The organism is Alteribacillus persepolensis (assembly GCF_900099605.1).
GTDB classification, from domain to species: Bacteria; Bacillota; Bacilli; order Bacillales; family Marinococcaceae; genus Alteribacillus; species Alteribacillus persepolensis.
In genome coordinates, this window is the sequence record NZ_FNDK01000020.1 from 1 (window position 1) to 22,204 (window position 22,204).

Consider the following 22,204-nt stretch of genomic DNA (forward strand, 5'->3'; position numbering starts at 1 on the left):
CAAGATGAGATTTCCCATAGCGCCAAGCTAGTAAGACCCCTTGCAGATGACAAGGTTGATAGGTCTGAGGTGGAAGCGTGGTGACACGTGGAGCTGACAGATACTAATCGGTCGAGGGCTTATCCAACACAAAGGAAAGCGCCTCGAAGAGGCTCTTCGCATTCGTTATGCAGTTTTGAGGGAGCAATTCCCTATGATACAAAGAACTTCTGCGGTAGGTGGAAGTCCATACATCCTGTGTATGTGAGCAAGGAAGTTCGATTACCATCCGTCACGTCCTGTGACGAACATCGAACGACTCACATCTTGTGAGTCTGGTGGCGATAGCAAAGAGGTTCCACCCGTTCCCATGCCGAACACGGAAGTTAAGCTCTTTTGCGCCGATGATAATGAGGGGGAAACCCTTTGTGAAAGTAGGACGCTGCCAGGCAACCGATAAGCTGTCAGAGAGTCATCTGGCAGCTTTTTTGTATATGAAAAAAAGAAATCGCTCGAGCTTTTCTCGTATATCGACTTTTATGCTGAAATGTTCTGTGTTTCCAATGTTTTTATTGGTGTTTTCATTCATTAAAAGGAGAACTTTTATTCGTCTCGAACGTTTTATTACATGTGCAAAGGTGTTCATTACACACTCTAATATATCTGCTTGGTTGTGACTTGGGCAGGGTATACCATTGAAAACATAACAATATATATTCAGTACTGATAAAGCATTGGAGGGACATTTATGGAAATGTGGTTGAATCATGAAGCTTATACCATTATTATTCGGATACTTGCTGCGGCATTTCTGGCAGGCTTGATTGGTATAGAGCGCGAATATAAAAGGCATCCAGCAGGATTTCGTACACACCTGTTAGTAGGGACTGGAGCTTGTCTTGTTATGGTAATGGCTTTGTTCGGTTTCCAAGAATACATGCATGCAAATGAAGAAATTGTTCGGTATGACCCATCCCGTTTAGCATCCTATGTTGTGAGCGGAGTCGGCTTTTTAGGTGCTGGTACTATTATTGTTCAAGGTGTCTCTATTAAAGGACTGACGACTGCAGCTTCCATATGGGTAGTAGCCGCAATTGGTTTAGCTGCTGGGGCAGGTATGTTTTTTGCTGCAGTATTTACGACAATTGTTGTATTGTTGAGTTTATTTTTCTTGAATAATGTTGATCGATTTTTTCGTTCTACCGCAAGGCCTGAAAAAATGGAAATTATTGTTGAGCAGGAAAAAGCAGTGTTGTCGAAAATTATTGAGGCGTTAGAGGATAATGATATATCGGTCAAAAAAGTGGTAGGAAGCCGGGATGAAGGAAAAGAAAATACGTTTGCGTACCATCTGCATGTTCAGTCTCCAAATGCTTTAAAGCGGGCGCAGCTCCATGAAAAAATACTATTAATGGATGGTGTGAAAGAAATAAAGATGCAAATGGAGGCTGAATGATTTTAATAAAAATGGCTATAATGATTAGTGCCGTCTGCTTGAAATTTGCAGGCGGTTGTATTATATTTATAGTCAAAGATAGTCAAGGTCAAATGGGTTGTAAACACAAAAGACAGCAGGAAGGAGGATGTTGTCTTGCGTAATATTTCAGATGTAATAGAAGAATACTTAAAAAATATTTTAACACAAAGTGAGAAAAATTTAGTGGAAATAAAACGCAGTGAGTTGGCTAAACAGTTTGAATGTGTTCCTTCCCAAATTAATTATGTAATTAGTACACGATTTACGACGGAAAAAGGGTATATGGTAGAAAGTAAAAGAGGAGGCGGAGGATATATCCGTATTTCCAGGGTGCAAATTGGCGATCACGCTGAATTAATTGATCAGTTAATGCCATTAATAAAAGAAGGAATTGATCAAGTTACAGCAGAAAGTATTATTATGCGTTTATTTGAAGAAAAAGTAATCTCTAAGAGAGAAGCTAATATTATGCTCGCATCCGTTAATCGTTCTGTTTTATCCTTGCCTCGCGCTTGGGATAGAGATATCATACGCGCTAACATACTAAAAGCAATGCTGCACAGCTTGCGCTATCAATGAGTATAGTAGCTGCGAAGGGAGGCAATTACAAATGCTGTGTGAAGAGTGCCAGCAGCGGCAAGCAGCGCTGCATTTCACCAAGATTATTAATGGTAAGAAAGAAGAGATGCACTTGTGTGAAGAATGTGCCCGTGATAAAGGAGAACATATACCTGGTTCAAACAGCTACTCCATTCACGATCTACTGTCTGGTTTGTTAAATTTTGAACAGCCTATGGGCAACAGTGATTCTTATCCTTCGAGAGCATCTGTCCCAAAACAGCTTGTCTGCGAGTCTTGTGGGTTATCTTATGAACGATTTGCAAAAACGGGACGCTTTGGGTGTTCTAATTGTTATAAAGCATTTGATCCTAAATTAGATCCTATTTTCAAGAGAGTACACAGTGGAAATGTGCGTCATGCTGGTAAGGTGCCTAAACGAGCAGGAGGACGCTTGCAAATAAAAAATCAAATTGAGAAATTACGAAAAGAGTTACAGCATCATATTGAAAAAGAAGAGTTTGAAGAGGCTGCGAAAGTGCGTGATAAAATTCGTGACTTAAACAAGGACATCCAAGACGGAAAGGGGGATGTTTAATGTCTCTACAAAGATTTATTTCAGAGGCAATCAGTCCATGGATGAAAAGTGGTCCGGGGCCAGAAGGAGATATTGTGTTAAGCACTAGAATCCGGCTGGCGCGGAATTTAGAACATTACCCTTTCCCTATTGTGGCATCGGATGAATCGGCTAATACGATGTTACATTACACATCAAAAGAATTGACGAAAGACAGCTATCCACAAATGGGATCGCTCGAGCTCTTAAAAATGAATGAGTTGTCTCCAAATCAAAAAAGAGTGTTAGTAGAAAAGCATTTAATCAGCCCTCACTTAGCGGAAAAATCTCTGCACGGTGCAGTGTTGTTGAGTGATGATGAATCTGTTAGCATCATGCTCAATGAAGAAGATCATATTCGCCTGCAATGTTTATTCCGGGGATTTCAATTAAACGAAAGTCTCGTGTTGTCAAATGGGTTAGATGATTGGATAGAAGAAAAAGTTACGTATGCTTTTGATGAAAAAAGAGGTTTTTTAACTAGCTGCCCTACGAATGTGGGAACGGGCATGCGAGCTTCCGTTATGATGCATTTGCCTGCACTTGTGATGACACAGCAGCTCAACCGTATTCTCCCAGCAATTAATCAATTAGGACTTGTTGTTAGAGGAATTTACGGGGAAGGCAGCGAAGCTTTAGGTAACCTTTTTCAAATATCTAACCAAATGACACTCGGCAAGTCTGAGGAAGATATTGTAGAGGACCTTCGCGGGGTAGTCATGCAGCTTATTCAGCAGGAACGTTACGCCAGAGATGAAATCATGCGCACATCAAAAATTCAGCTAGAAGACAAAGTATTTCGGTCGTTTGGACTTTTAACAAACAGCCGTATTATGGAATCAAAAGAAGCTGCAGAACGTTTATCCGATGTGCGCTTGGGGATTGATCTTGATTTAATACAAGGAATCTCGGGTAATATTCTTAATGAGTTAATGATTTTGACCCAACCAGGGTTTTTACAGCAATATGCTGGAAAAGGCCTTACGCCGGATGAGCGTGATGTAAGACGTGCTGCCTTAATTCGTGAGAGAATGAAGTTAGAGAGAGAAGGTTAAGTAAATACTTGGAGGTGCGGCTATATGATGTTTGGCAGATTTACAGAACGAGCGCAAAAGGTATTAGCTTTAGCTCAAGAAGAAGCAATTCGACTTGGGCATAATAATATAGGCACAGAACACATTTTGCTCGGTTTAATTCGAGAAGGTGAAGGTATTGCCGCGAAAGCTTTGCAAGCGCTCAATCTTGGTTCTGAACAAATTCAAAAAGAAGTAGAGTCATTAATTGGAACTGGTCAGGAAGGTTCTAAAACCATTCATTACACTCCACGGGCGAAAAAGGTTATTGAGCTCTCGATGGATGAAGCTAGAAAGCTTGGCCATTCTTATGTTGGTACAGAGCATATTTTGTTAGGGTTGATTCGAGAAGGTGAAGGTGTAGCGGCAAGAGTATTAAATAATCTTGGTGTTAGTCTTAATAAAGCAAGACAGCAGGTTTTGCAGCTGCTTGGCAGCAATGAAGCTTCCAACTCTAGTCATCAGCAGTCTTCTGGTGCTGGAGCAGCCAATGCTAATACTCCAACACTTGACAGCTTAGCAAGAGATTTAACAGCTGTTGCAAAAGAAGAAGCATTAGACCCAGTTATTGGGCGCAGCAAAGAAATTGAACGTGTCATTCAAGTGCTGAGCCGTCGTACAAAAAACAACCCTGTGCTCATTGGTGAACCAGGTGTAGGGAAGACAGCAGTTGCTGAAGGGTTGGCTCAGTCTATTATTTCTAATGAAGTGCCGGAAATACTTAGAAATAAACGCGTGATGACATTAGACATGGGGACAGTGGTTGCTGGTACGAAATACCGTGGTGAATTTGAAGATCGATTGAAGAAAGTAATGGAAGAAATTCGCCAAGCTGGAAATGTTATATTGTTTATTGATGAGCTGCATACGCTAATTGGTGCAGGCGGCGCGGAAGGTGCTATTGACGCGTCAAATATTTTAAAACCATCGCTTGCGCGTGGTGAATTACAATGTATTGGTGCGACAACATTGGATGAATACCGTAAATATATTGAAAAAGATGCAGCGTTAGAACGTCGTTTCCAGCCAATTCAAGTTGATGAACCAACGACAGAAGAATCTATTCAGATTCTTAGAGGGCTTCGCGACCGTTATGAAGCACATCATCGCGTAACAATTACTGATGAAGCAATTGCAGAAGCTGTAAAGTTATCCGATCGATATATTTCTGATCGTTTTCTTCCTGATAAAGCCATTGACTTAATTGACGAGGCTGGTTCGAAAGTTCGTTTGCGTTCTTACACCGCTCCACCTAATTTAAAAGAACTGGAACAAAAGTTAGAAGAGACGCGAAAAGAAAAGGATGCATCGGTGCAAAGCCAGGAATTTGAAAAAGCAGCATCCTTACGAGATAGTGAGCAGCGGCTTCGTGAAGAACTAGAAAAAATGAAAGATGAATGGAAAGAAAAGCAAGGGCAAGAAAATACAGAGGTTACTCCGGAAGATATCGCGCAAGTTGTTGCCAGCTGGACGGGAATCCCTGTTTCTAAATTGGCAGAAGAGGAAACCGATCGCCTGTTGAAAATGGAAGAGATTTTACACAACCGTGTCATTGGCCAAGAAGAAGCAGTTAATGCTATTTCAAAATCGATTCGACGCGCCCGGGCTGGATTGAAAGACCCGAAACGTCCAATTGGCTCTTTTATTTTCTTAGGCCCTACAGGTGTCGGGAAAACTGAATTGGCTCGAGCTGTAGCAGAAACATTGTTTGGAGATGAAGATTCGGTTATAAGAATTGACATGTCTGAATACATGGAAAAACATGCAACCAGCCGCCTTGTTGGTTCACCACCCGGATACGTCGGATTTGAAGATGGCGGTCAATTAACAGAAAAAGTGCGGCGTCATCCGTATTCTGTGATTTTGCTGGACGAAGTAGAAAAAGCCCATCCAGAAGTGTTTAATATCTTGTTACAAGTGCTTGAAGATGGCTTTTTGACAGATTCTAAAGGACGCCGCGTTGACTTTCGCAACACTGCCATTATTATGACTTCAAACGTAGGTGCAAGCCTCTTGCGCCGTAATAAAAACGTTGGGTTTACGACGCAGTCTGAAGGCGAGAAGTTCCAAGATATGCGTGACAAGGTGATGGGAGAGCTGAAAAACACATTCCGTCCTGAATTTTTAAACCGTTTGGATGAAATTATTGTCTTCCACAGCCTTGAAAAAGAGCACATTAAGAAAATCGTTGTGCTTATGGCCGAACAACTGCAAAAACGGTTGGAAGAACAAGAAGTTAATTTTGAATTAACTGGTCGAGCACAAGAAAAAATTGCAGATGAAGGATTTGATCCTGAATATGGAGCCCGGCCGCTGCGTCGTGCCCTGCAAAAACAAGTAGAAGACCGTTTGTCGGAAGAACTTCTGCGTGGCAACATCCAAAAAGGTGATACGGCTATTATTGACGTGAAAGACGGCGAATTTGTTGTAGAAACGAAAGCGGGAGCTGAAACAACGTAAAAAGATCAGGGACTGTCCAGACATATTTGGGCAGTCCTTTTTACGCAAATGAAGCTTTGCACGTAAGCAGATGGAGACCATCACTGCGTGCTGCTGTCAGCGATTTCTATAACATTTTCGTGGTAAAATACAAGGGTATATACATAAGGTAAAAGTGAGGGTATATAGATGGCAAAACAAAAATCAAAGTTTGTGTGTCAAGAGTGCGGATATGAATCACGAAAGTGGATGGGGCGTTGTCCGGGGTGTAACCAATGGAATACGATGGTGGAAGAATTAGAGGTTCCTGCGGGCAAGGGGAGTGGACAAAGATCGTTGAACACCCCGCCTGGAAAGAACCGTCAACGTCCACAGCCAATTACGAACGTAACAGGAGAAAAAGAGCCGAGAATTGACACGTCTATTAAAGAGTTGAATCGGGTATTAGGAGGAGGCATTGTTCCAGGATCTTTAGTGCTTGTTGGGGGTGACCCTGGTATTGGGAAATCAACACTGCTTTTGCAAATGACCGCAATACTTGCCAAGAATAATCATGAAGTGTTGTATATATCTGGAGAAGAGTCCATTAAACAGACGAAATTGCGTGCGGACCGATTAGGAGCAAATTCTGATCACTTGTATGTTTTTGCTGAAACAGATATGGCATTAATTGAAAATGCCATTGATACGATTCAGCCAACATTAGTCGTCATCGATTCTATTCAAACAGTTCATCATGCAGATGTAACGTCTGCTCCAGGAAGCGTCGCCCAAGTCCGGGAGTCAACGTCTATGTTTATGCAAATTGCCAAATCACGCGGTATTGCCGTGTTTATTGTCGGCCATGTAACCAAGCAAGGTTCTATTGCAGGCCCAAAAATGTTAGAGCATATGGTTGATTCGGTATTGTATTTTGAAGGAGAGAGGCATCACACATACCGCATGCTGCGAGCGGTCAAAAACCGCTTTGGGTCTACAAATGAGTTAGGTATTTTTGAAATGAAAGAGATGGGATTAAAAGAGGTAAAAAATCCTTCTGAGATTTTCTTAGAAGATAGAACAGAAGAAAGTTCGGGTTCGATTGTAGTTGCTTCTCTAGAGGGGACTCGTCCTGTATTGGTGGAACTGCAAGCATTAATCGCTCCATCCAGTTTTGCCAATCCAAAGCGAACGTCCACAGGGGTTGATCACAACAGAATTGCATTATTAATGGCAGTATTGGAAAAGCGGCTGGGATTACTGCTTCAGAATCAGGATGCATATATTAACGTTGCTGGTGGTGTAAAGCTCGATGAGCCTGCCATTGATTTAGGCATTGCTGTTTGTATTGCTTCTAGTTTTCGCAACCGCACGACAAACCCTCGAGATGTGGTCATTGGAGAAGTTGGGTTAACCGGGGAGATTAGACGGGTAGCTAGAATTGAAGACCGGGTACACGAAGCAGCAAAATTAGGATTTACGCGTGCTGTTGTTCCTGCTAAAAACATAGATGGCTGGACAGCACCTGAAACAATAGATGTCATTGGCGTGAACACGTTGGAGGAAGCACTTGATTATACGTTGGAGGGGAAAGACTTACCTCTGTAATCGGCGCATAGAGGAGGGACGCCATGTCAGAAAAGGAAAGGAACACACGGGACTCATTTATGCGGGAAGTCCTTCATTTTGTTGCTCCTGGTACAGCACTTAGAGAAGGGATTGATAATGTGCTGCGAGCGAATACCGGGGGGTTGATTGTCCTGGGCTATTCCGAAAGGATGAAAGATATTGTCGATGGTGGTTTTTTTATCAATTGCTCCTTCACTCCATCCAACCTTTATGAGCTTGCGAAAATGGATGGAGCGATTATATTAACTGAAGAAGGGGACCGTATTTTGTATGCAAATACACAATTGGTTCCTGATAACACCATTGTTTCCAGTGAAACAGGAATCAGGCATCGCACGGCTGAACGAGTTGCCAAACAAACTGGAAATTTAGTGATTTCGATTTCCCAGCGCCGGCGAATTATTACGTTATATCGAGGTTCTTATCGTTACTCATTAAAAGATATGGAGATGATTTTGACAAAAGCAAATCAAGCGGTGCAAACGTTAGAAAAGTATAAAGCTGTCCTCGATCAAAGCTTGACGAATATCGGTGCGCTGGAATTTGAAGAACTCGTCACCTTTCATGATGTCGCACAAGTAATACACCGTATTGAGCTGGTCAATCGTATTAGAGATGAAATTTTGAATTATGTCCTGGAATTAGGGAGCGAGGGCCGGCTTATCTCCATGCAGCTAAATGAGCTAGTCGGGCAGTTAGATAAAGAAACGCGTTATCTCATCAAGGATTATATAGCAGATGTGAGCACAAATCCTGCTATTATAATAAAAAAACTAAGTAACATGACTAATGAGGAATTAATGGATGATGCACACATTATGAAAGTGCTCGGTTATTCTGCGCGTACCAATAATAATGAACAGCCTGTCTCCCCTCGCGGCTATCGAATTCTTCACAAAATTCAGCGTCTGCCCGCTCTCATCATCGATAATCTCGTGCGCCACTATAAGAGCTTAGAAGGAATAATGAAAGCAACCATCGAAGATTTAGATGAGGTGCCAGGTGTAGGTCGAACGCGAGCAAAAAAAGTGAAGGAAGGACTTCATCGAATCCAGGAACAGTTATTTATTGATCGACATATATAAATGACAGCTGCACTCTTTTATCCTTCGTTGACGTTAAAATTATTTTACGATACAATGAAAAATTATCAAAAAATATGACACCGCTATGAAAGTTTGCTACATTGTTAATATCCCCAGTAATTTTTCACACTTTCAAGATTCATAGGTTTTAAAAAGAACGAAATGTCTATAATAGTGAAAGGAGGTGCATGTTAGGTGTTAAAAACGATTGTACAGTTATTTTTTATACTTGCCGGAGCAACACTTGGATTTGTCTTTATACCGGAATTTATATCATTGTTGGATTACAGCACGATACCTGATTGGCTCAGTAACCCATATATCGGAGGTCTCATCGGAGCTATTATCTTGTTTATTTCTACGTTTTGGCTGGCAGGTTATATTGTGAACGGTATGAAAATGTTAGAGGAAATGATTGTGAAAGCACCAGTGACAGACGTTCTTTTTGGTACACTTGGATTAGTATTTGGATTGATTGTAGCATTTCTTGTCGGCATCCCTTTAAATTCTATCTCTCTCCCTGTTATTAGTTCTGTTCTTCCGATTTTTATTACATTTTTCCTTGGCTACTTTGGTTTTCAGGTTGGATTCAAAAAAAGAGACGAACTAATGAACCTGTTTCCAGCAAGCCGCGCTGCTGTGAAGAAAAAAGAAGAGGTAATACCTTCGAAAAAACAGTCAAAAGTTAAAATACTTGATACCAGTGTTATTATAGACGGGCGTATTGCTGATGTCTGCCAGACAGGTTTCATTGAGGGAACGTTAGTAATTCCAGAATTTGTGTTAGAAGAGCTTCAGCACATTGCTGATTCTTCTGATGTGTTAAAACGCAATAGGGGCCGGCGAGGATTGGATATATTAAATCGAATTCAAAAGGAATTATCTATTGAAGTAGAAATTTACGATGGGGATTTTGAAGATATTCAAGAAGTGGATAGTAAGTTAGTCAAACTGGCGAAAGTCCGTCAAGGGATTGTCGTGACAAATGATTTCAACTTGAATAAAGTATGTGACTTGCAAGGGGTAGACGTGTTAAATATAAATGATTTAGCGAACGCAGTGAAGCCAGTTGTTCTGCCTGGAGAAGAGATGAACGTTCAAGTCATAAAAGATGGTAAGGAGCAAAATCAAGGCGTTGCCTATCTTGATGATGGAACAATGATTGTTGTAGAAGGCGGAAGAGATCATATAGGCGAGTCTATTGAAGTCATTGTAACCAGTGTGCTGCAAACCAGTGCAGGACGGATGATATTTGCCAAACCTAAGTTAATGGAAAAAGCGCTTTAATTATATATTTATACATGCAAAGCCTCTGTCCGGTATTATGCCAAGCGCAGAGGCGTTTCTTTTGCATCATATGGGCGAAAAAAGCTTTTGTTATCGTGTTGGTGGCTGACTGCTTCAAGCTCGTTGGCTGTGGGAGACGCTGACAGTTTATTGGTGCTTGTAGGATTTTTAGCCGTTTTTCCTGGAGGTGCCTCATCGAATTGCCATCAACGAAGAAGAAGACAGAAAAAGGCACATGAACAGCCCCGGCATTTGAGTTGAAACGAAAAAAAAGAAAGAATTGCTCAAGCAGTAAAACCGTTGTAAGATGAAAGGTGTTAAAAACGAGAAGAATGTGGGAGAGGTCGCATGAAATACGCTGTTGTAATCCCTGCAGCCGGACAAGGAAAGCGAATGCAGGCTGGGTTTAACAAACAATTTCTAATGCTGGAAAAAAAGCCTGTTATTATTCATACTGTTTCTGTTTTTGCTCATGACCCTTGGTGTGAACGAATTGTGGTTGTGGCTAATGAAAATGAAATAGAAGACATGAAGCAGTTAATACAGGATTGGAAGATACCAAACGATATTGACGTAGTACCGGGCGGAAGCGAAAGGCAAGACAGTGTCATGGAAGGGTTAAGGCATATAAGTGCAGCAGAGATTGTGCTTATTCACGATGGGGCTCGTCCTTTTATCCGTCCGCTTCATATTCATAAGTTAGTAGAAAAAGCACAGCATCAAGGTGCTGCCGTGCTTGGGGTGAAAATAAAAGATACAATGAAAAGAGTGAAAGATCACCTTGTACTTGAAACCATTGATCGTTCTTATGTGTGGTCTGTGCAGACACCACAAGCATTTCAGTTTCCAGTTATTTATGATGCTTATAAAAAAGCCCAGGAAGAAGGATTTAGAGGTACAGATGATACGAGTCTTGTGGAGCGTACAGGCTTTCCGGTACACATCATAGAAGGTGACTACAATAACATTAAACTAACCACACCAGAAGATATAACGATTGCTCAAGCTATTTTAAAAAAACAAACAGAGGAGGACTAAGATGAGGATAGGACACGGTTTTGACGTTCACCAATTGACAGTTGATCGTCCTCTTATTATTGGCGGTGTACATATTCCACATGAACAAGGACTAAAAGGGCACTCTGATGCTGATGTGCTGCTGCATGCTGTTTCCGATGCACTGCTTGGAGCTGTTGGAGAAGGAGATATTGGCAAGCATTTCCCAGATAATGATCCGGCTTTTAAAGATGCAGATTCTTCAAAGCTTCTAAAACATGTCTTTCAGATAGTAAAAGACAAAGGATACTGTCTCGGTAATGCGGATTGTACTATTTTAGCGGAAAAGCCGAAAATGGCCCCTTATATTGAAGATATGCGTGTTGTCATTGCTGATTTAGCCGAAGCTGACAAGGAACTGGTAAACGTGAAAGCCACCACCACAGAAAAGCTCGGTTTTACAGGAAGACAAGAAGGTATCGCAGCTCATGCGGTTGTGCTTTTGCAACCAAGGTCATAATTTTATTCTTTTGGAAATGGTGGTAAAATAGGACAGGTGTATGACGATGGATAAAACAGTTTGAACTGATTACTATACTATATTGAAATAGGAAGGTGTAGAAGATGACAAAGGAAGTACGAGTACGGTTTGCTCCTAGTCCAACTGGACATCTCCATATTGGAGGTGCCCGTTCGGCTTTGTTTAATTATTTATTTGCACGAAACCAAGGCGGCAAGTTTATTATTAGAATTGAAGACACCGACCAAGCACGTAATGTGGAAGATGCTACGGAAAAATTAATGGACAGCATGAAATGGCTTGGTATTGACTGGGATGAAAGTGTAGATATTGGCGGGCCCTATGCGCCGTATCGAAGCATGGAAAGGTTAGACATTTACCAAAAATACATCCAGCAATTGCTCGATGAGGGAAAAGCTTACTACGATTATATGACCGAGGAAGAGTTAGAAAAGGAACGTGAAGAACAGTTAGCCAGAGGAGAAGCTCCGAAATACAGCGGTCGCGATCGTGACTTAACAGAGGAAGAACGGAAAGCTTATGAAGCAAAAGGGATTAAACCATCGATTCGGTTCCGCGTGCCGGAAAATCAACAAGTGAAGATACAGGATGCCGTTCGTGGCGAGGTGACATTTGATACGAATGATATTGGGGACTTTGTTATCGCACGTAAAGACGGGATTCCTACGTACAACTTTGCGGTTGTCATCGATGACCATACCATGCAGATTTCTCATGTTATCCGGGGTGAAGAGCACTTATCGAATGCACCTCGTCAGGCGCTTGTATATGAAGCACTGGGATTTGAAAAACCAACGTTTGCCCATGCCTCATTAATTCTAAATCCTGACCGGCAGAAGATGAGCAAACGAGATGAATCAATCATTCAATTTGTTGAACAATATAAAGAACTTGGGTACTTACCGGAGGCTATTGTAAATTTCCTTGCGCTTCTTGGCTGGTCACCTGTTGGAGAAGAAGAAATCTTTCCGCTAGCAGAGTTGGAAAACCAGTTCAGCTTAGAACGCGTATCCAAAGCCCCTGCGGTATTTGATACAGATAAACTCGCTTGGATGAACAATCAATACGTAAAAGAAGCAGATGTAGATCGTTTAACGAAACTAGCGCTTCCGCATTTACAAAAACACGATAAGCTTCCGGTTGATATGTCTGATGAGCAATACGAGTGGGCCAAAAAACTTGTTGCGCTGTATCAAGAACAAATGCACTATGCAGCTGAAATCACTGACTTGACGGAGTTGTTCTTCAAAGAAGAAATATCGTATAATGAAGAAGCTAAGGAAGTACTGAGTGGAGAACAGGTTCCACAAGTATTAGAGCAGTTTTCTAAAGAGTTAAATGAATTAGAGGAGTTTACGCCGGAACAGGTGAAAGCAGCGACAAAAGCAACTCAAAAAGCAACTGGACAAAAAGGCAAGAAGTTATTCATGCCAATCCGCGTTGCTGTGACTGGCCAAACTCATGGCCCTGAGCTCCCTCATGCGATATCACTGCTGGGCAAAGATGTTGTTCAAACAAGACTGAATCAGGCAACTCAGCAGTAAGGTAACAGCAAAACATGATAATGGATATCACGATGATGGGAAAAAGTAAGAATGCTGATTCCTGCACAGAGAGAATCACGGCTGCTGAGAGTGATTTCTGGAATTCATTCTGAACATGCATCCCAGAGTCTTCTGTTGAATAAAGTAGGCAGAAGCGGTTTGCAGCCGTTACCTGTAGAAGAGAAAGGTAATTAACCTTTAAACAGAGTGGGACCGCGCGTCAAGCGTCTCTGTGCTAATAGAGCATAGAGGCGCTTTTTTATTTAGGAGCAAACACTTTTGGCATGTTTCATACGCTGTTTGACACAGGGGATAGGAAAGAGATGTTTTGCAGAAGTTGTCGGCTTTCTTTTGCAAATACTGTGTATGAGTACTGAGAACATTGCTCTGCAGTCACGGATGCTCCTTTTATATGAAATACAGAAACAGCGCGCCCGTTTTAGAGAGATTCTTTTAGCTTAGCCTGTTTTTCTTGTTTCATCATAACTGTACTTTGCTAATAAAACAGGAAAAGCGTTCTAAGAAATATTCGTATCGTATGGGTCAGACTGGCCCGGTCAAGTACTAACTGCAACAAACGTACTGGCGGTTTTGAGGGGAGGAGAGAAGCTGTATGTTCAAGACGTTTAAAAATGATATTGATGTTGTTTTTGACCAGGACCCGGCCGCTAGAAGCAGGCTGGAAGTGGTATTAACTTACTCGGGTGTTCACGCAATTTGGGCGCACCGTGTTGCACACTGGCTTTGGAAGAAAAAAATGTATTTTCTGGGAAGGCTTCTTTCGCAGGTTAGCCGTTTTTTTACTGGGATTGAAATTCATCCGGGAGCGGTTATTGGAGAACGTCTGTTTATTGACCATGGCATGGGTGTGGTTATTGGGGAAACATGTGAAATAGGAGACAATGTCACGATTTATCAAGGAGTAACATTAGGCGGTACAGGGAAAGAAAAAGGAAAGCGCCATCCTACCATTGAAGATAACGTACTAATAGCGACAGGAGCAAAAATCCTTGGTTCTATGACAATTGGAAAACATTCACGTATAGGGGCAGGATCAGTGGTGTTAAACGAAGTTCCGCCGAATTCAACTGTTGTTGGTATACCGGCAAAAGTGGTCGTTCAAGACGGGGTGAAAGTGAAAAAAGATGAACTGGCCCACCACATTCTCCCGGACCCAGTTGCTGATAAATTTAATGAATTAGAAACAGAAATAGCAGAGCTCAAAAAAGAACTAGAAGCATATAAAAATAACAAAACGAATGGAAGGACCGATGCATAATGGCCATACAGTTGTATAATACATTGGCTCGCAAAAAAGAAACGTTTGTGCCGTTAAAAGAGGGAAAAGTAAAAATGTATGTATGCGGCCCTACCGTGTATAACTATATACACATCGGTAACGCCCGTCCTGCTATTGTGTTTGATATGGTCAGGAAATACTTGGAATACAGAGGGTATGATGTGGAATTTGTATCCAACTTCACTGATGTGGATGATAAAATTATTAAAGCTGCACAGGAAATGCAAGAGGAAGTTCCTGTGTTAGCAGAGCGTTTCATTGAGGCGTATTTTGAAGACACTGGTGCATTGGGTGTGAAAAAAGCAGATTATCACCCAAGAGTGACAGAAACGATGCCAGAAATTATAGCCTTTATTGAGGCGTTAATTCGTAAAGGATATGCTTATGAAGCGGATGGAGACGTCTATTTTGAAACAAAAGCATTTAAAGAGTATGGAAAGCTGTCGTCTCAATCTGTTCATGATCTGCAATTAGGAGCTCGTATTGAGATTGGGGAAAAAAAGAATGATCCACTGGATTTTGTGTTATGGAAACAAGCAAAAGAAGGGGAAATTTCTTGGGATAGTCCGTGGGGGCAAGGTCGCCCTGGCTGGCACATTGAATGTTCTGCAATGGTGAAAAAGTACCTGGGAGATACTATTGATATCCATGCAGGCGGGCAAGATTTGGCATTTCCTCATCACGAAAATGAAATTGCTCAATCAGAAGCCTTAAACGAAGCTTCGATGGCAAAATATTGGCTTCACAACGGGTATATTCAAATCAATAATGAGAAAATGTCAAAATCACTCGGAAATTTTGTTTTGGTTCATGACATTATTCAACAACATCAGCCGGAAGTGGTACGCTTTTTCATGCTGCAATCTCATTATCGCAGTCCGCTTAATTTCAGTGAAGAGTTATTAGCAAGTGCCAAAAATAGTCTAGAGCGCATTCACACAACGACCAATAATTTGAAGCACCGTTTGCAGGAAAGTGCAGATTTTGGTGAGGTTAATGATTGGGTAGAAAAAATTCAGCAGTATAAAGAAGCGTTTATAGAAGAAATGGATGATGATTTTAACAGCGCCAATGGCATTAGTGTACTTTTTGATTTAGTCAAAAAAGCAAATCATTACTTAGAAGAAAAACATTCTTCCAAACAAGTGTTAGAGGCTTTTCTGGGTACGATACGTGAGATTGGTGATGTGCTTGATATTCCAGTGGAATCCGGAGAAGAAATATTAGATGAAGAAATCGAACGTTTGATTGAGGAAAGAAAACAAGCGAGAAAAGAAAGAAATTTTGCGAGAGCAGATGAGATACGGGATTCGTTAAAAGAACAGGGCATTATTTTAGAAGACACCCCGCAGGGAACAAGATGGAAGCGAGAGTAGAAAGATGCTAGGGAAATTTCAAGACAGTAAAGTAGATGCGAAACAATTAAATGCCCTGGCTTTAGCTTATATGGGAGATACGGTATATGACCTGTATATACGCCATTATTTAATTTCTTCGGGCCGTGTCAGGCCTCATCTTCTGCATCGTACGTCATCATCTTTTGTCTCTGCCGCAGCACAGGCTGCAGCGATGTTTGAGATGTTTGACCAAAGTGTATTATCGGCGGAAGAAGAAGCAGTAGCCAGAAGAGGACGGAATGCTAAATCGGGAACAATACCAAAAAATACGGACCAGCATACGTATCGCTATAGTACAGCGTTTGAAGCAGTACTGGGATATTTATACTTTTTAGGCCGGGAAGACAGAATAGAGCAATTAGTGGCCTTTGCAGTGGAAACCATTGAAAGGAGAGAAACAAAATGAAAGAGGAGTGGATTTCGGGGAAAAACCCGGTGTTAGAAGCCATACGCTCTAATCGGTCTATTCACAAAGTGTGGATAGCAGAAGGCGCCCTTAAAGGACAAACGCAGCAAATTTATCAGGCTGCCAAACAACACAATGTCATCGTACAAAAAGCTCCTCGAAAGAAGTTAGACGACCTTGCTGGTACGAATAATCATCAAGGAGTAGTAGCCTCGGTTGCAGCGTATCAATATGCTGAGCTTGATGATATTTTTGAGAGAGCACAAGCACGTAAAGAAGAACCTTTTATTCTTTTATTAGATGAAATTGCAGACCCGCATAACTTAGGGTCGATTTTACGTACAGCAGATGCAGTTGGTGCCCACGGTGCTGTTATCCCAAAAAGGAGGTCTGTTGGGTTAACACAAGCCGTTGCAAAGTCATCTACTGGTGCTATCGAGCACGTACCGGTTGCACGAGTCACAAATATGGCACGAACCATGGATGAATTAAAAAAACGCGGCGTTTGGCTTGCTGGAACAGATGCTTCTGGAAAAGAAGATTTTAGACAATGGGATGGCAGTATGCCGCTTGGCTTAGTGATAGGAAGCGAAGGTAAGGGAATGAGCCGCTTAGTAAAAGAAAAATGTGACTTTTTGTTACAGATACCAATGGTGGGGCATGTAACATCGTTAAATGCATCTGTTGCAGCCAGTCTCTTGATGTATGAAGTATACCGGAAACGTTATCCGTTGGGAAGCGAGTAATAATGAAAGATATATTGTTAGTAGATGGTTACAATATTATTGGAGACTGGCCGGAGTTGAAACCATTGCGTGAAAAGAACCTCGAAGAAGCGCGTGACCGGTTAATAGAGAAAATGGCAGAATATCAAGCATTCAAGGGCTGGGAAGTTAAAGTTATTTTTGATGCTCACATGGTGTCGGGTGTGGGACGAAAATACAACAACCATCTTGTTGATATTATATATACACGCGAAAACGAAACGGCAGATGAAAGAATAGAAAAGCTCGTTGGTGAGTTGAAAAATATTGAAACAAGGGTGCATGTTGCTACTTCTGATTACGCCGAACAATCACTGACATTTGGAAGTGGTGCGCTTAGAAAATCGGCACGCGAACTAAGAGTAGAAATGGAGGTAGTCGAAAAAAATATTTCAAAGGAAGTAAAAAAACGAACCAGTCATGAGCGCGTGTCAAATTTTCCACTTACAGAGGAAATTGCTGAAATTTTTGACAAATGGCGTCGAAGCGACCGTTGAGCTGTTGACGCTGGATTTAAAGGTGCTATATAATATGTCTATATTCATACAATCAGTCGAGGGGCGGAGGGATTGTATTGGGTTTAGACCTCAAAGAAACAGAACAACAGTACTTTGATAAAACAGACGATGAGTTATTAGTGGAAAAAGTTCGATTAGGGGACAGTGCTGCATTAGAGTTTCTTATTAATAAGTACAAGAACTTTGTCCGAGCAAAGGCCAGGTCTTATTTTCTTATTGGCGGAGACCATGAGGATATTGTACAAGAGGGCATGATTGGCCTGTACAAAGCAATTAGAGATTTCAACGGAGACAAGCTGTCGTCGTTTAGAGCTTTTGCCGAACTGTGTATTACAAGACAAATTATTACAGCCATAAAAACAGCAACCAGGCAGAAACATATGCCGTTAAATTCATATGTTTCCCTGGACAAACCTCTGTATGATGAAGAGTCTGAGAGAACGCTGTTGGATGTGCTGTGCGGATCAAAAGTAAGCAACCCAGAAGAACTTATTATTAATCAAGAAGAGTTTGATGATATAGAATTGAAAATTGGCGAAATACTCAGTGATCTTGAGCAAAAAGTATTAAGATTATACTTGGATGGAAGGTCTTATCAAGAGATATCCAAAGAACTGAACCGCCACGTAAAGTCCATTGATAATGCACTTCAGCGTGTAAAAAGAAAATTGGAAAAGTGTGTGGAAGTAAAGGGCGTCGGTTCGTAATAAAGAAGACCTTTTATTTTGCCACCTATAAGAAAGCGTTTTCAAGCATCCTGTTTTTGGGATGCTTTTCTGTTTGAAAACCCTGTGCCTTAAGGGGTAAATTGACACTAATGTACCAATGTGTTAAGGTGATTAAGCGTATGCAACAACAACCTGTCTTCCAGGAGGTGCTCAATGCGGAGTAAAGTAGCACTAGCTTGTACGGTTTGTTTAGCGAGAAATTATACGACAGAGAAGAATAAACAAAAGCAGACAGACCGCATTGAGGTAAAGAAGTTTTGTAAATACTGTAATGCACATACCCTTCATCGTGAAACAAAGTAAGGGGTTATTTTTTATGATTATAAATAGAAAGCAGTATGTATAGGGGAGAATCGTTTTTCTGCTGAGAGGTACATAATGCAGAAACGACGAACGGTTTGGAGGTGGCTGTATGGCTGACGGCGGTGCTAAAAATCCAGTGAAGTTTCTCCGCGACGTTGGAAGAGAAATGAAGCGTGTCACGTGGCCGAGTCGCAGGGAGTTAACAAAATACACCATTGTTGTTGTTTTAACAATCTTGTTCTTTGTTATATTCTTTGCTGTTGTAGATTTGGGCTTATCGGAATTGGTGCGCGTGCTGCTTGACTAAATGACAATGAAGAACCAAAAAGGAGGAGGGAAGGACGTAACCGTCCGGACAATAATGGAAAAGAACTGGTATGTTGTACACACATATTCCGGATATGAAAATAAGGTGAAAACCAATTTGGAAAAGCGTGTAGAATCAATGGAAATGACGGATAAAATTTTTCGCGTCCTAGTTCCGGTAGAAGAAGAGACTGAGGTAAAAAACGGGAAAAGTAAGGCAGTGACCCGTAAGGTTTTCCCAGGTTACGTCATTGTAGAGATGGTAATGACCGATGATTCCTGGTATGTGGTTCGTAACACCCCCGGAGTTACTGGTTTTGTTGGTTCCGCAGGTGCTGGTTCTAAACCCACTCCGCTTTTGCCTGATGAAGTAGATAACATTTTGCGCCAAATGGGTGAAACAGAACCGAAAGCTGATATAGATTTGGTGCTGAAAGAATCTGTTAAAGTAAAAGAAGGTCCTTTTGCTGACTTTACAGGCACAGTAGAAGACATAAATGCGGAAAAGCAGAAAGTGAAAGTCCATGTTAATATGTTTGGTCGTGAAACGCCTGTGGAGCTGGAATTTCATCAAGTAGAAAAGATATAAAATCTGCTCTTGCAGTTATGCTTCACAAGTGATAAGATTTTAATGTTTGATACTAATAAAATATTGAGGTTGTGACAAACCACATGACCTCGTTTTTGAGTGGGAGGACATATTGTCCGACAAACCACATCACGGACTAAGGAGGTGTGTCGCGTGGCTAAAAAAGTCGAGAAGGTAGTAAAGCTTCAAATCCCTGCCGGCAAAGCTAATCCGGCTCCGCCAGTAGGACCTGCATTGGGTCAAGCAGGCGTAAACATCATGGGATTTTGTAAAGAATTTAACGCTCGTACTTCAGATCAAGCAGGGATGATTATTCCTGTAGAGATTTCTGTATATGAAGACCGTTCGTTTACTTTTATTACGAAGACACCGCCAGCAGCTGTGCTTCTAAAGAAAGCAGCTGGTATCGATAGTGGTTCTGGTGAACCAAACCGTAATAAAGTAGCTACGGTGAAACGTGATCAAGTACGTGAGATTGCTGAAACAAAAATGCCAGACCTTAATGCGGCTGATGTTGATGCGGCAATGCGTATGGTTGAAGGTACAGCCCGCAGCATGGGAATTACTGTTGAAGACTAATGAACGCCTTGCCTAAGGTTGCGACTGCCGTCCCTTTTTGGACGGATATTGTGTTCGCAACCTTTAATAGTGGGAGGTTTAACCGCTAAAACCACAAACGAGGAGGAAATAAAATTGGCTAAAAGAGGTAAAAAATACGAAGACGCTGTCGCGTTAATTGACCGTGAACAGCAATATAATGCCGAAGAGGCCATTGAACTTGTGAAGAAAACTTCTATCGCAAAGTTTGATGAAACAGTAGAAGCAGCTGTGCGCCTTGGTGTAGACCCTCGTAAAAACGACCAGCAAATCCGCGGGGCTGTTGTGCTTCCGCACGGTACTGGTAAAACACAGCGTGTTCTTGTTTTTGCAAAAGGGGAAAAAGCACAAGAAGCAGAAGCTGCAGGAGCAGATTACGTTGGAGAAGAAGATCTTGTCAACAAAGTACAGCAGGGTTGGTTTGACTTTGACGTAGTTGTGGCCACGCCGGATATGATGGCTCAAGTAGGTAAGCTCGGTAAACTCCTAGGGCCAAAAGGCCTTATGCCAAACCCTAAAACAGGCACAGTTACAATGGATGTAACAAAAGCTGTTGAAGAGATTAAAGCGGGTAAAGTAGAGTACCGAGTGGATAAGTCAGGAAACATTCATGCGCCGATTGGTAAAGTTTCTTTTGATACAGACAAGCTGGTAGAAAACTTTAACACATTGATTGATACATTGGTTAAAGCAAAGCCGGCGGCTGCAAAAGGAACATATATGAAGAATGCTTCTGTTGCTTCTACAATGGGTCCAGGGGTGAAAGTTAGCACCTCAACGTTGAATTTGAAATAATGATTTGACGTGAGCTTTTAAAACCGTTATACTAAATGACGGTTCATAGCTTTTAAATAAATAAATGTTTACCGCAGACAGCAGGTGCGCTTGCCGCTTAATTTCCTGCCGAGGTAGTTTTCGCCGCACTTTCGAGATGGGATAAGTGTGGATATATAGAGAACAAAACCTTCATGTCTGTGGACATGAAGGTTTTTTGTGGTTTTTATGGGCGTCGATGATGTCAAAAGATCATAAAAACACCCCTCTGTTTGCGGAACGTCAATAAAGAGAGCAGGAGGTGTGACAGTTGAGCAAAGTTATCGAGCAGAAACAAAGCGTTGTGCAAGAAATTGCAGAAAAACTAGAAAACAGTGTGTCTACTGTTATCGTAGACTACCGTGGTCTAGATGTATCAGAAGCAACAGAATTGCGTAAGCAGCTTCGTGAAGCAGGTGTTGACTTTAAAGTTTACAAAAACACAATGGTTCGCCGTGCGACGGAAAAGACCAACTTGACAGAACTTGATGAGTTTCTTGTAGGGCCTACAGCCGTTGCGACAAGCACAGATGATGTTGTTACTCCAGCAAAAGTAATTAACGAGTTTGCGAAAGAGCACGAACAACTTGAGATTAAGACTGGTGTGATCGAAGGACGCGTTGCTTCTCTTGAAGAAATTAAGGAGCTTGCCAGCCTGCCTTCTCACGATGGCTTGGTTTCCATGCTTCTCAACGTTCTTCAAGCGCCTATCCGCAACTTTGCGTTGGCTTCTAAAGCAGTTGCTGACCAAAAAGAAGAAGAAGGCGCGTAAAGAATGGTGCGCGAATGTAAATGCGAGATTCTGTGATATATAATAAATATTTTTAAGGAGGATCAACAATGAGCAAAGAACAAATCATTGATGCGATCAAAGAAATGTCCGTTCTTGAATTGAACGATCTTGTAAAAGCTATTGAAGAAGAATTTGGTGTTACAGCAGCTGCACCTGTAGCTGTAGCTGGCGGCGGCGCTGCTGAAGCTGAAGAAGAACAAACAGAATTTGATGTTGTTCTTGAAGAAGCTGGCGGCTCTAAGATTAACGTTATCAAAGTTGTCCGTGAAATCACTGGACTCGGCTTGAAAGAAGCGAAAGCTCTTGTAGACGGAGCTCCTGAAACGCTTAAAGAAGGCGCTGAAAAAGAAGAAGCGGAAGAAATCAAGAGCAAGCTTGAAGAAGCTGGCGCTAAAATCGAACTTAAGTAAAGGTAGCATACAGAGCTTTCTCTACGATGTAGAGGAAGCTCTTTTTTACACATTTATATAGTGTGTAACGTGAGCAT

24 protein-coding genes, 2 rRNA genes and 2 other annotated features are annotated in these 22,204 nt (G+C 41.6%); all 26 genes read left to right on the forward strand.

The window, feature by feature from the left end; all coding sequences use genetic code 11:
* Positions 1-127, forward strand: a 23S ribosomal RNA gene (locus tag BLT18_RS13465); the annotation flags it as partial.
* A 186-nt stretch (positions 128-313) separates the two neighbouring features.
* Positions 314-430, forward strand: a 5S ribosomal RNA gene (rrf, locus tag BLT18_RS13470).
* A 297-nt stretch (positions 431-727) separates the two neighbouring features.
* Positions 728-1,435 carry an MgtC/SapB family protein gene (locus tag BLT18_RS13475; RefSeq protein WP_091275089.1) on the forward strand — a complete coding sequence of 236 codons (708 nt, stop codon included), beginning with the start codon at positions 728-730 and terminating at the stop codon, positions 1,433-1,435.
* A gap of 135 nt (positions 1,436-1,570) precedes the next feature.
* The gene (locus tag BLT18_RS13480) at positions 1,571-2,035 is read left to right on the forward strand and encodes a CtsR family transcriptional regulator (RefSeq protein WP_091275090.1); all 465 of its coding nucleotides are present in this window, start codon (positions 1,571-1,573) and stop codon (positions 2,033-2,035) included.
* A 31-nt stretch (positions 2,036-2,066) separates the two neighbouring features.
* A complete protein-coding gene (locus BLT18_RS13485) occupies positions 2,067-2,612 on the forward strand; it encodes a UvrB/UvrC motif-containing protein (protein ID WP_091275092.1) in 546 nt (181 codons plus the stop codon).
* The gene (locus tag BLT18_RS13490) at positions 2,612-3,685 is read left to right on the forward strand and encodes a protein arginine kinase (protein ID WP_091275093.1); all 1,074 of its coding nucleotides are present in this window, start codon (positions 2,612-2,614) and stop codon (positions 3,683-3,685) included. Before BLT18_RS13485 ends, BLT18_RS13490 begins: the two co-directional genes overlap by 1 nt.
* A 24-nt stretch (positions 3,686-3,709) precedes the next feature.
* Positions 3,710-6,163: an ATP-dependent protease ATP-binding subunit ClpC gene (gene clpC / locus BLT18_RS13495; protein ID WP_091275095.1), complete on the forward strand. Its 2,454-nt coding sequence runs from the start codon at positions 3,710-3,712 to the stop codon at positions 6,161-6,163.
* Between the two features lie 168 nt (positions 6,164-6,331).
* Positions 6,332-7,729: a DNA repair protein RadA gene (gene radA / locus BLT18_RS13500; RefSeq protein WP_091275096.1), complete on the forward strand. Its 1,398-nt coding sequence runs from the start codon at positions 6,332-6,334 to the stop codon at positions 7,727-7,729.
* Between the two features lie 23 nt (positions 7,730-7,752).
* The gene (gene disA / locus BLT18_RS13505; protein ID WP_091275099.1) at positions 7,753-8,835 is read left to right on the forward strand and encodes a DNA integrity scanning diadenylate cyclase DisA; all 1,083 of its coding nucleotides are present in this window, start codon (positions 7,753-7,755) and stop codon (positions 8,833-8,835) included.
* A gap of 195 nt (positions 8,836-9,030) precedes the next feature.
* Positions 9,031-10,122, forward strand: coding sequence for a PIN/TRAM domain-containing protein (locus BLT18_RS13510; protein ID WP_091275100.1), 1,092 nt, complete (start codon positions 9,031-9,033; stop codon positions 10,120-10,122).
* A gap of 348 nt (positions 10,123-10,470) precedes the next feature.
* A complete protein-coding gene (gene ispD, locus BLT18_RS13515; protein WP_091275102.1) occupies positions 10,471-11,160 on the forward strand; it encodes a 2-C-methyl-D-erythritol 4-phosphate cytidylyltransferase in 690 nt (229 codons plus the stop codon).
* 1 nt (position 11,161) lies between these two features.
* Positions 11,162-11,638: a 2-C-methyl-D-erythritol 2,4-cyclodiphosphate synthase gene (gene ispF / locus BLT18_RS13520; protein WP_091275103.1), complete on the forward strand. Its 477-nt coding sequence runs from the start codon at positions 11,162-11,164 to the stop codon at positions 11,636-11,638.
* Positions 11,639-11,742: 104 nt separating this feature from the next.
* Positions 11,743-13,203, forward strand: coding sequence for a glutamate--tRNA ligase (gene gltX / locus BLT18_RS13525; protein WP_091275106.1), 1,461 nt, complete (start codon positions 11,743-11,745; stop codon positions 13,201-13,203).
* 23 nt (positions 13,204-13,226) lie between these two features.
* Positions 13,227-13,438, forward strand: a binding site (T-box leader).
* A 378-nt stretch (positions 13,439-13,816) separates the two neighbouring features.
* Positions 13,817-14,482 carry a serine O-acetyltransferase EpsC gene (epsC, locus tag BLT18_RS13535; RefSeq protein ID WP_091275111.1) on the forward strand — a complete coding sequence of 222 codons (666 nt, stop codon included), beginning with the start codon at positions 13,817-13,819 and terminating at the stop codon, positions 14,480-14,482.
* Positions 14,482-15,879, forward strand: a complete 1,398-nt coding sequence (gene cysS, locus BLT18_RS13540; RefSeq protein ID WP_175487516.1) for a cysteine--tRNA ligase — start codon at positions 14,482-14,484, stop codon at positions 15,877-15,879. Before epsC ends, cysS begins: the two co-directional genes overlap by 1 nt.
* A 4-nt stretch (positions 15,880-15,883) precedes the next feature.
* On the forward strand, positions 15,884-16,306 hold the full coding sequence (locus BLT18_RS13545; RefSeq protein ID WP_091275114.1) for a Mini-ribonuclease 3: 423 nt from the start codon (positions 15,884-15,886) through the stop codon (positions 16,304-16,306).
* The gene (gene rlmB / locus BLT18_RS13550) at positions 16,303-17,052 is read left to right on the forward strand and encodes a 23S rRNA (guanosine(2251)-2'-O)-methyltransferase RlmB (protein ID WP_091275115.1); all 750 of its coding nucleotides are present in this window, start codon (positions 16,303-16,305) and stop codon (positions 17,050-17,052) included. The genes BLT18_RS13545 and rlmB overlap by 4 nt, the downstream gene beginning before the upstream one ends.
* 2 nt (positions 17,053-17,054) lie before the next feature.
* Positions 17,055-17,567 (forward strand): NYN domain-containing protein, encoded by a 513-nt coding sequence (locus BLT18_RS13555; protein WP_091275117.1) that lies wholly within the window; start codon positions 17,055-17,057, stop codon positions 17,565-17,567.
* 77 nt (positions 17,568-17,644) lie between these two features.
* Positions 17,645-18,295 (forward strand): RNA polymerase sporulation sigma factor SigH, encoded by a 651-nt coding sequence (sigH, locus tag BLT18_RS13560; protein ID WP_091275119.1) that lies wholly within the window; start codon positions 17,645-17,647, stop codon positions 18,293-18,295.
* Positions 18,296-18,469: 174 nt separating this feature from the next.
* A complete protein-coding gene (gene rpmG, locus BLT18_RS13565) occupies positions 18,470-18,619 on the forward strand; it encodes a 50S ribosomal protein L33 (protein WP_091275121.1) in 150 nt (49 codons plus the stop codon).
* 109 nt (positions 18,620-18,728) lie between these two features.
* Complete coding sequence (secE, locus tag BLT18_RS13570; protein ID WP_091275122.1) at positions 18,729-18,926, forward strand: preprotein translocase subunit SecE; 198 nt, start codon at positions 18,729-18,731, stop codon at positions 18,924-18,926.
* A 54-nt stretch (positions 18,927-18,980) separates the two neighbouring features.
* Entirely contained in the window at positions 18,981-19,514 is a 534-nt protein-coding gene (nusG, locus tag BLT18_RS13575) for a transcription termination/antitermination protein NusG (RefSeq protein ID WP_091275124.1), read from the forward strand.
* Positions 19,515-19,667: 153 nt separating this feature from the next.
* Entirely contained in the window at positions 19,668-20,093 is a 426-nt protein-coding gene (gene rplK, locus BLT18_RS13580; RefSeq protein ID WP_091275126.1) for a 50S ribosomal protein L11, read from the forward strand.
* A gap of 69 nt (positions 20,094-20,162) precedes the next feature.
* Positions 20,163-20,906 carry a 50S ribosomal protein L1 gene (gene rplA, locus BLT18_RS13585; protein WP_091275128.1) on the forward strand — a complete coding sequence of 248 codons (744 nt, stop codon included), beginning with the start codon at positions 20,163-20,165 and terminating at the stop codon, positions 20,904-20,906.
* Between the two features lie 53 nt (positions 20,907-20,959).
* Positions 20,960-21,113 (forward strand) — a sequence feature (ribosomal protein L10 leader region).
* A gap of 82 nt (positions 21,114-21,195) precedes the next feature.
* Positions 21,196-21,696, forward strand: a complete 501-nt coding sequence (gene rplJ, locus BLT18_RS13590) for a 50S ribosomal protein L10 (protein WP_091275130.1) — start codon at positions 21,196-21,198, stop codon at positions 21,694-21,696.
* Between the two features lie 68 nt (positions 21,697-21,764).
* Complete coding sequence (gene rplL, locus BLT18_RS13595) at positions 21,765-22,127, forward strand: 50S ribosomal protein L7/L12 (protein WP_091275132.1); 363 nt, start codon at positions 21,765-21,767, stop codon at positions 22,125-22,127.
* Positions 22,128-22,204: the final 77 nt, after the last annotated feature.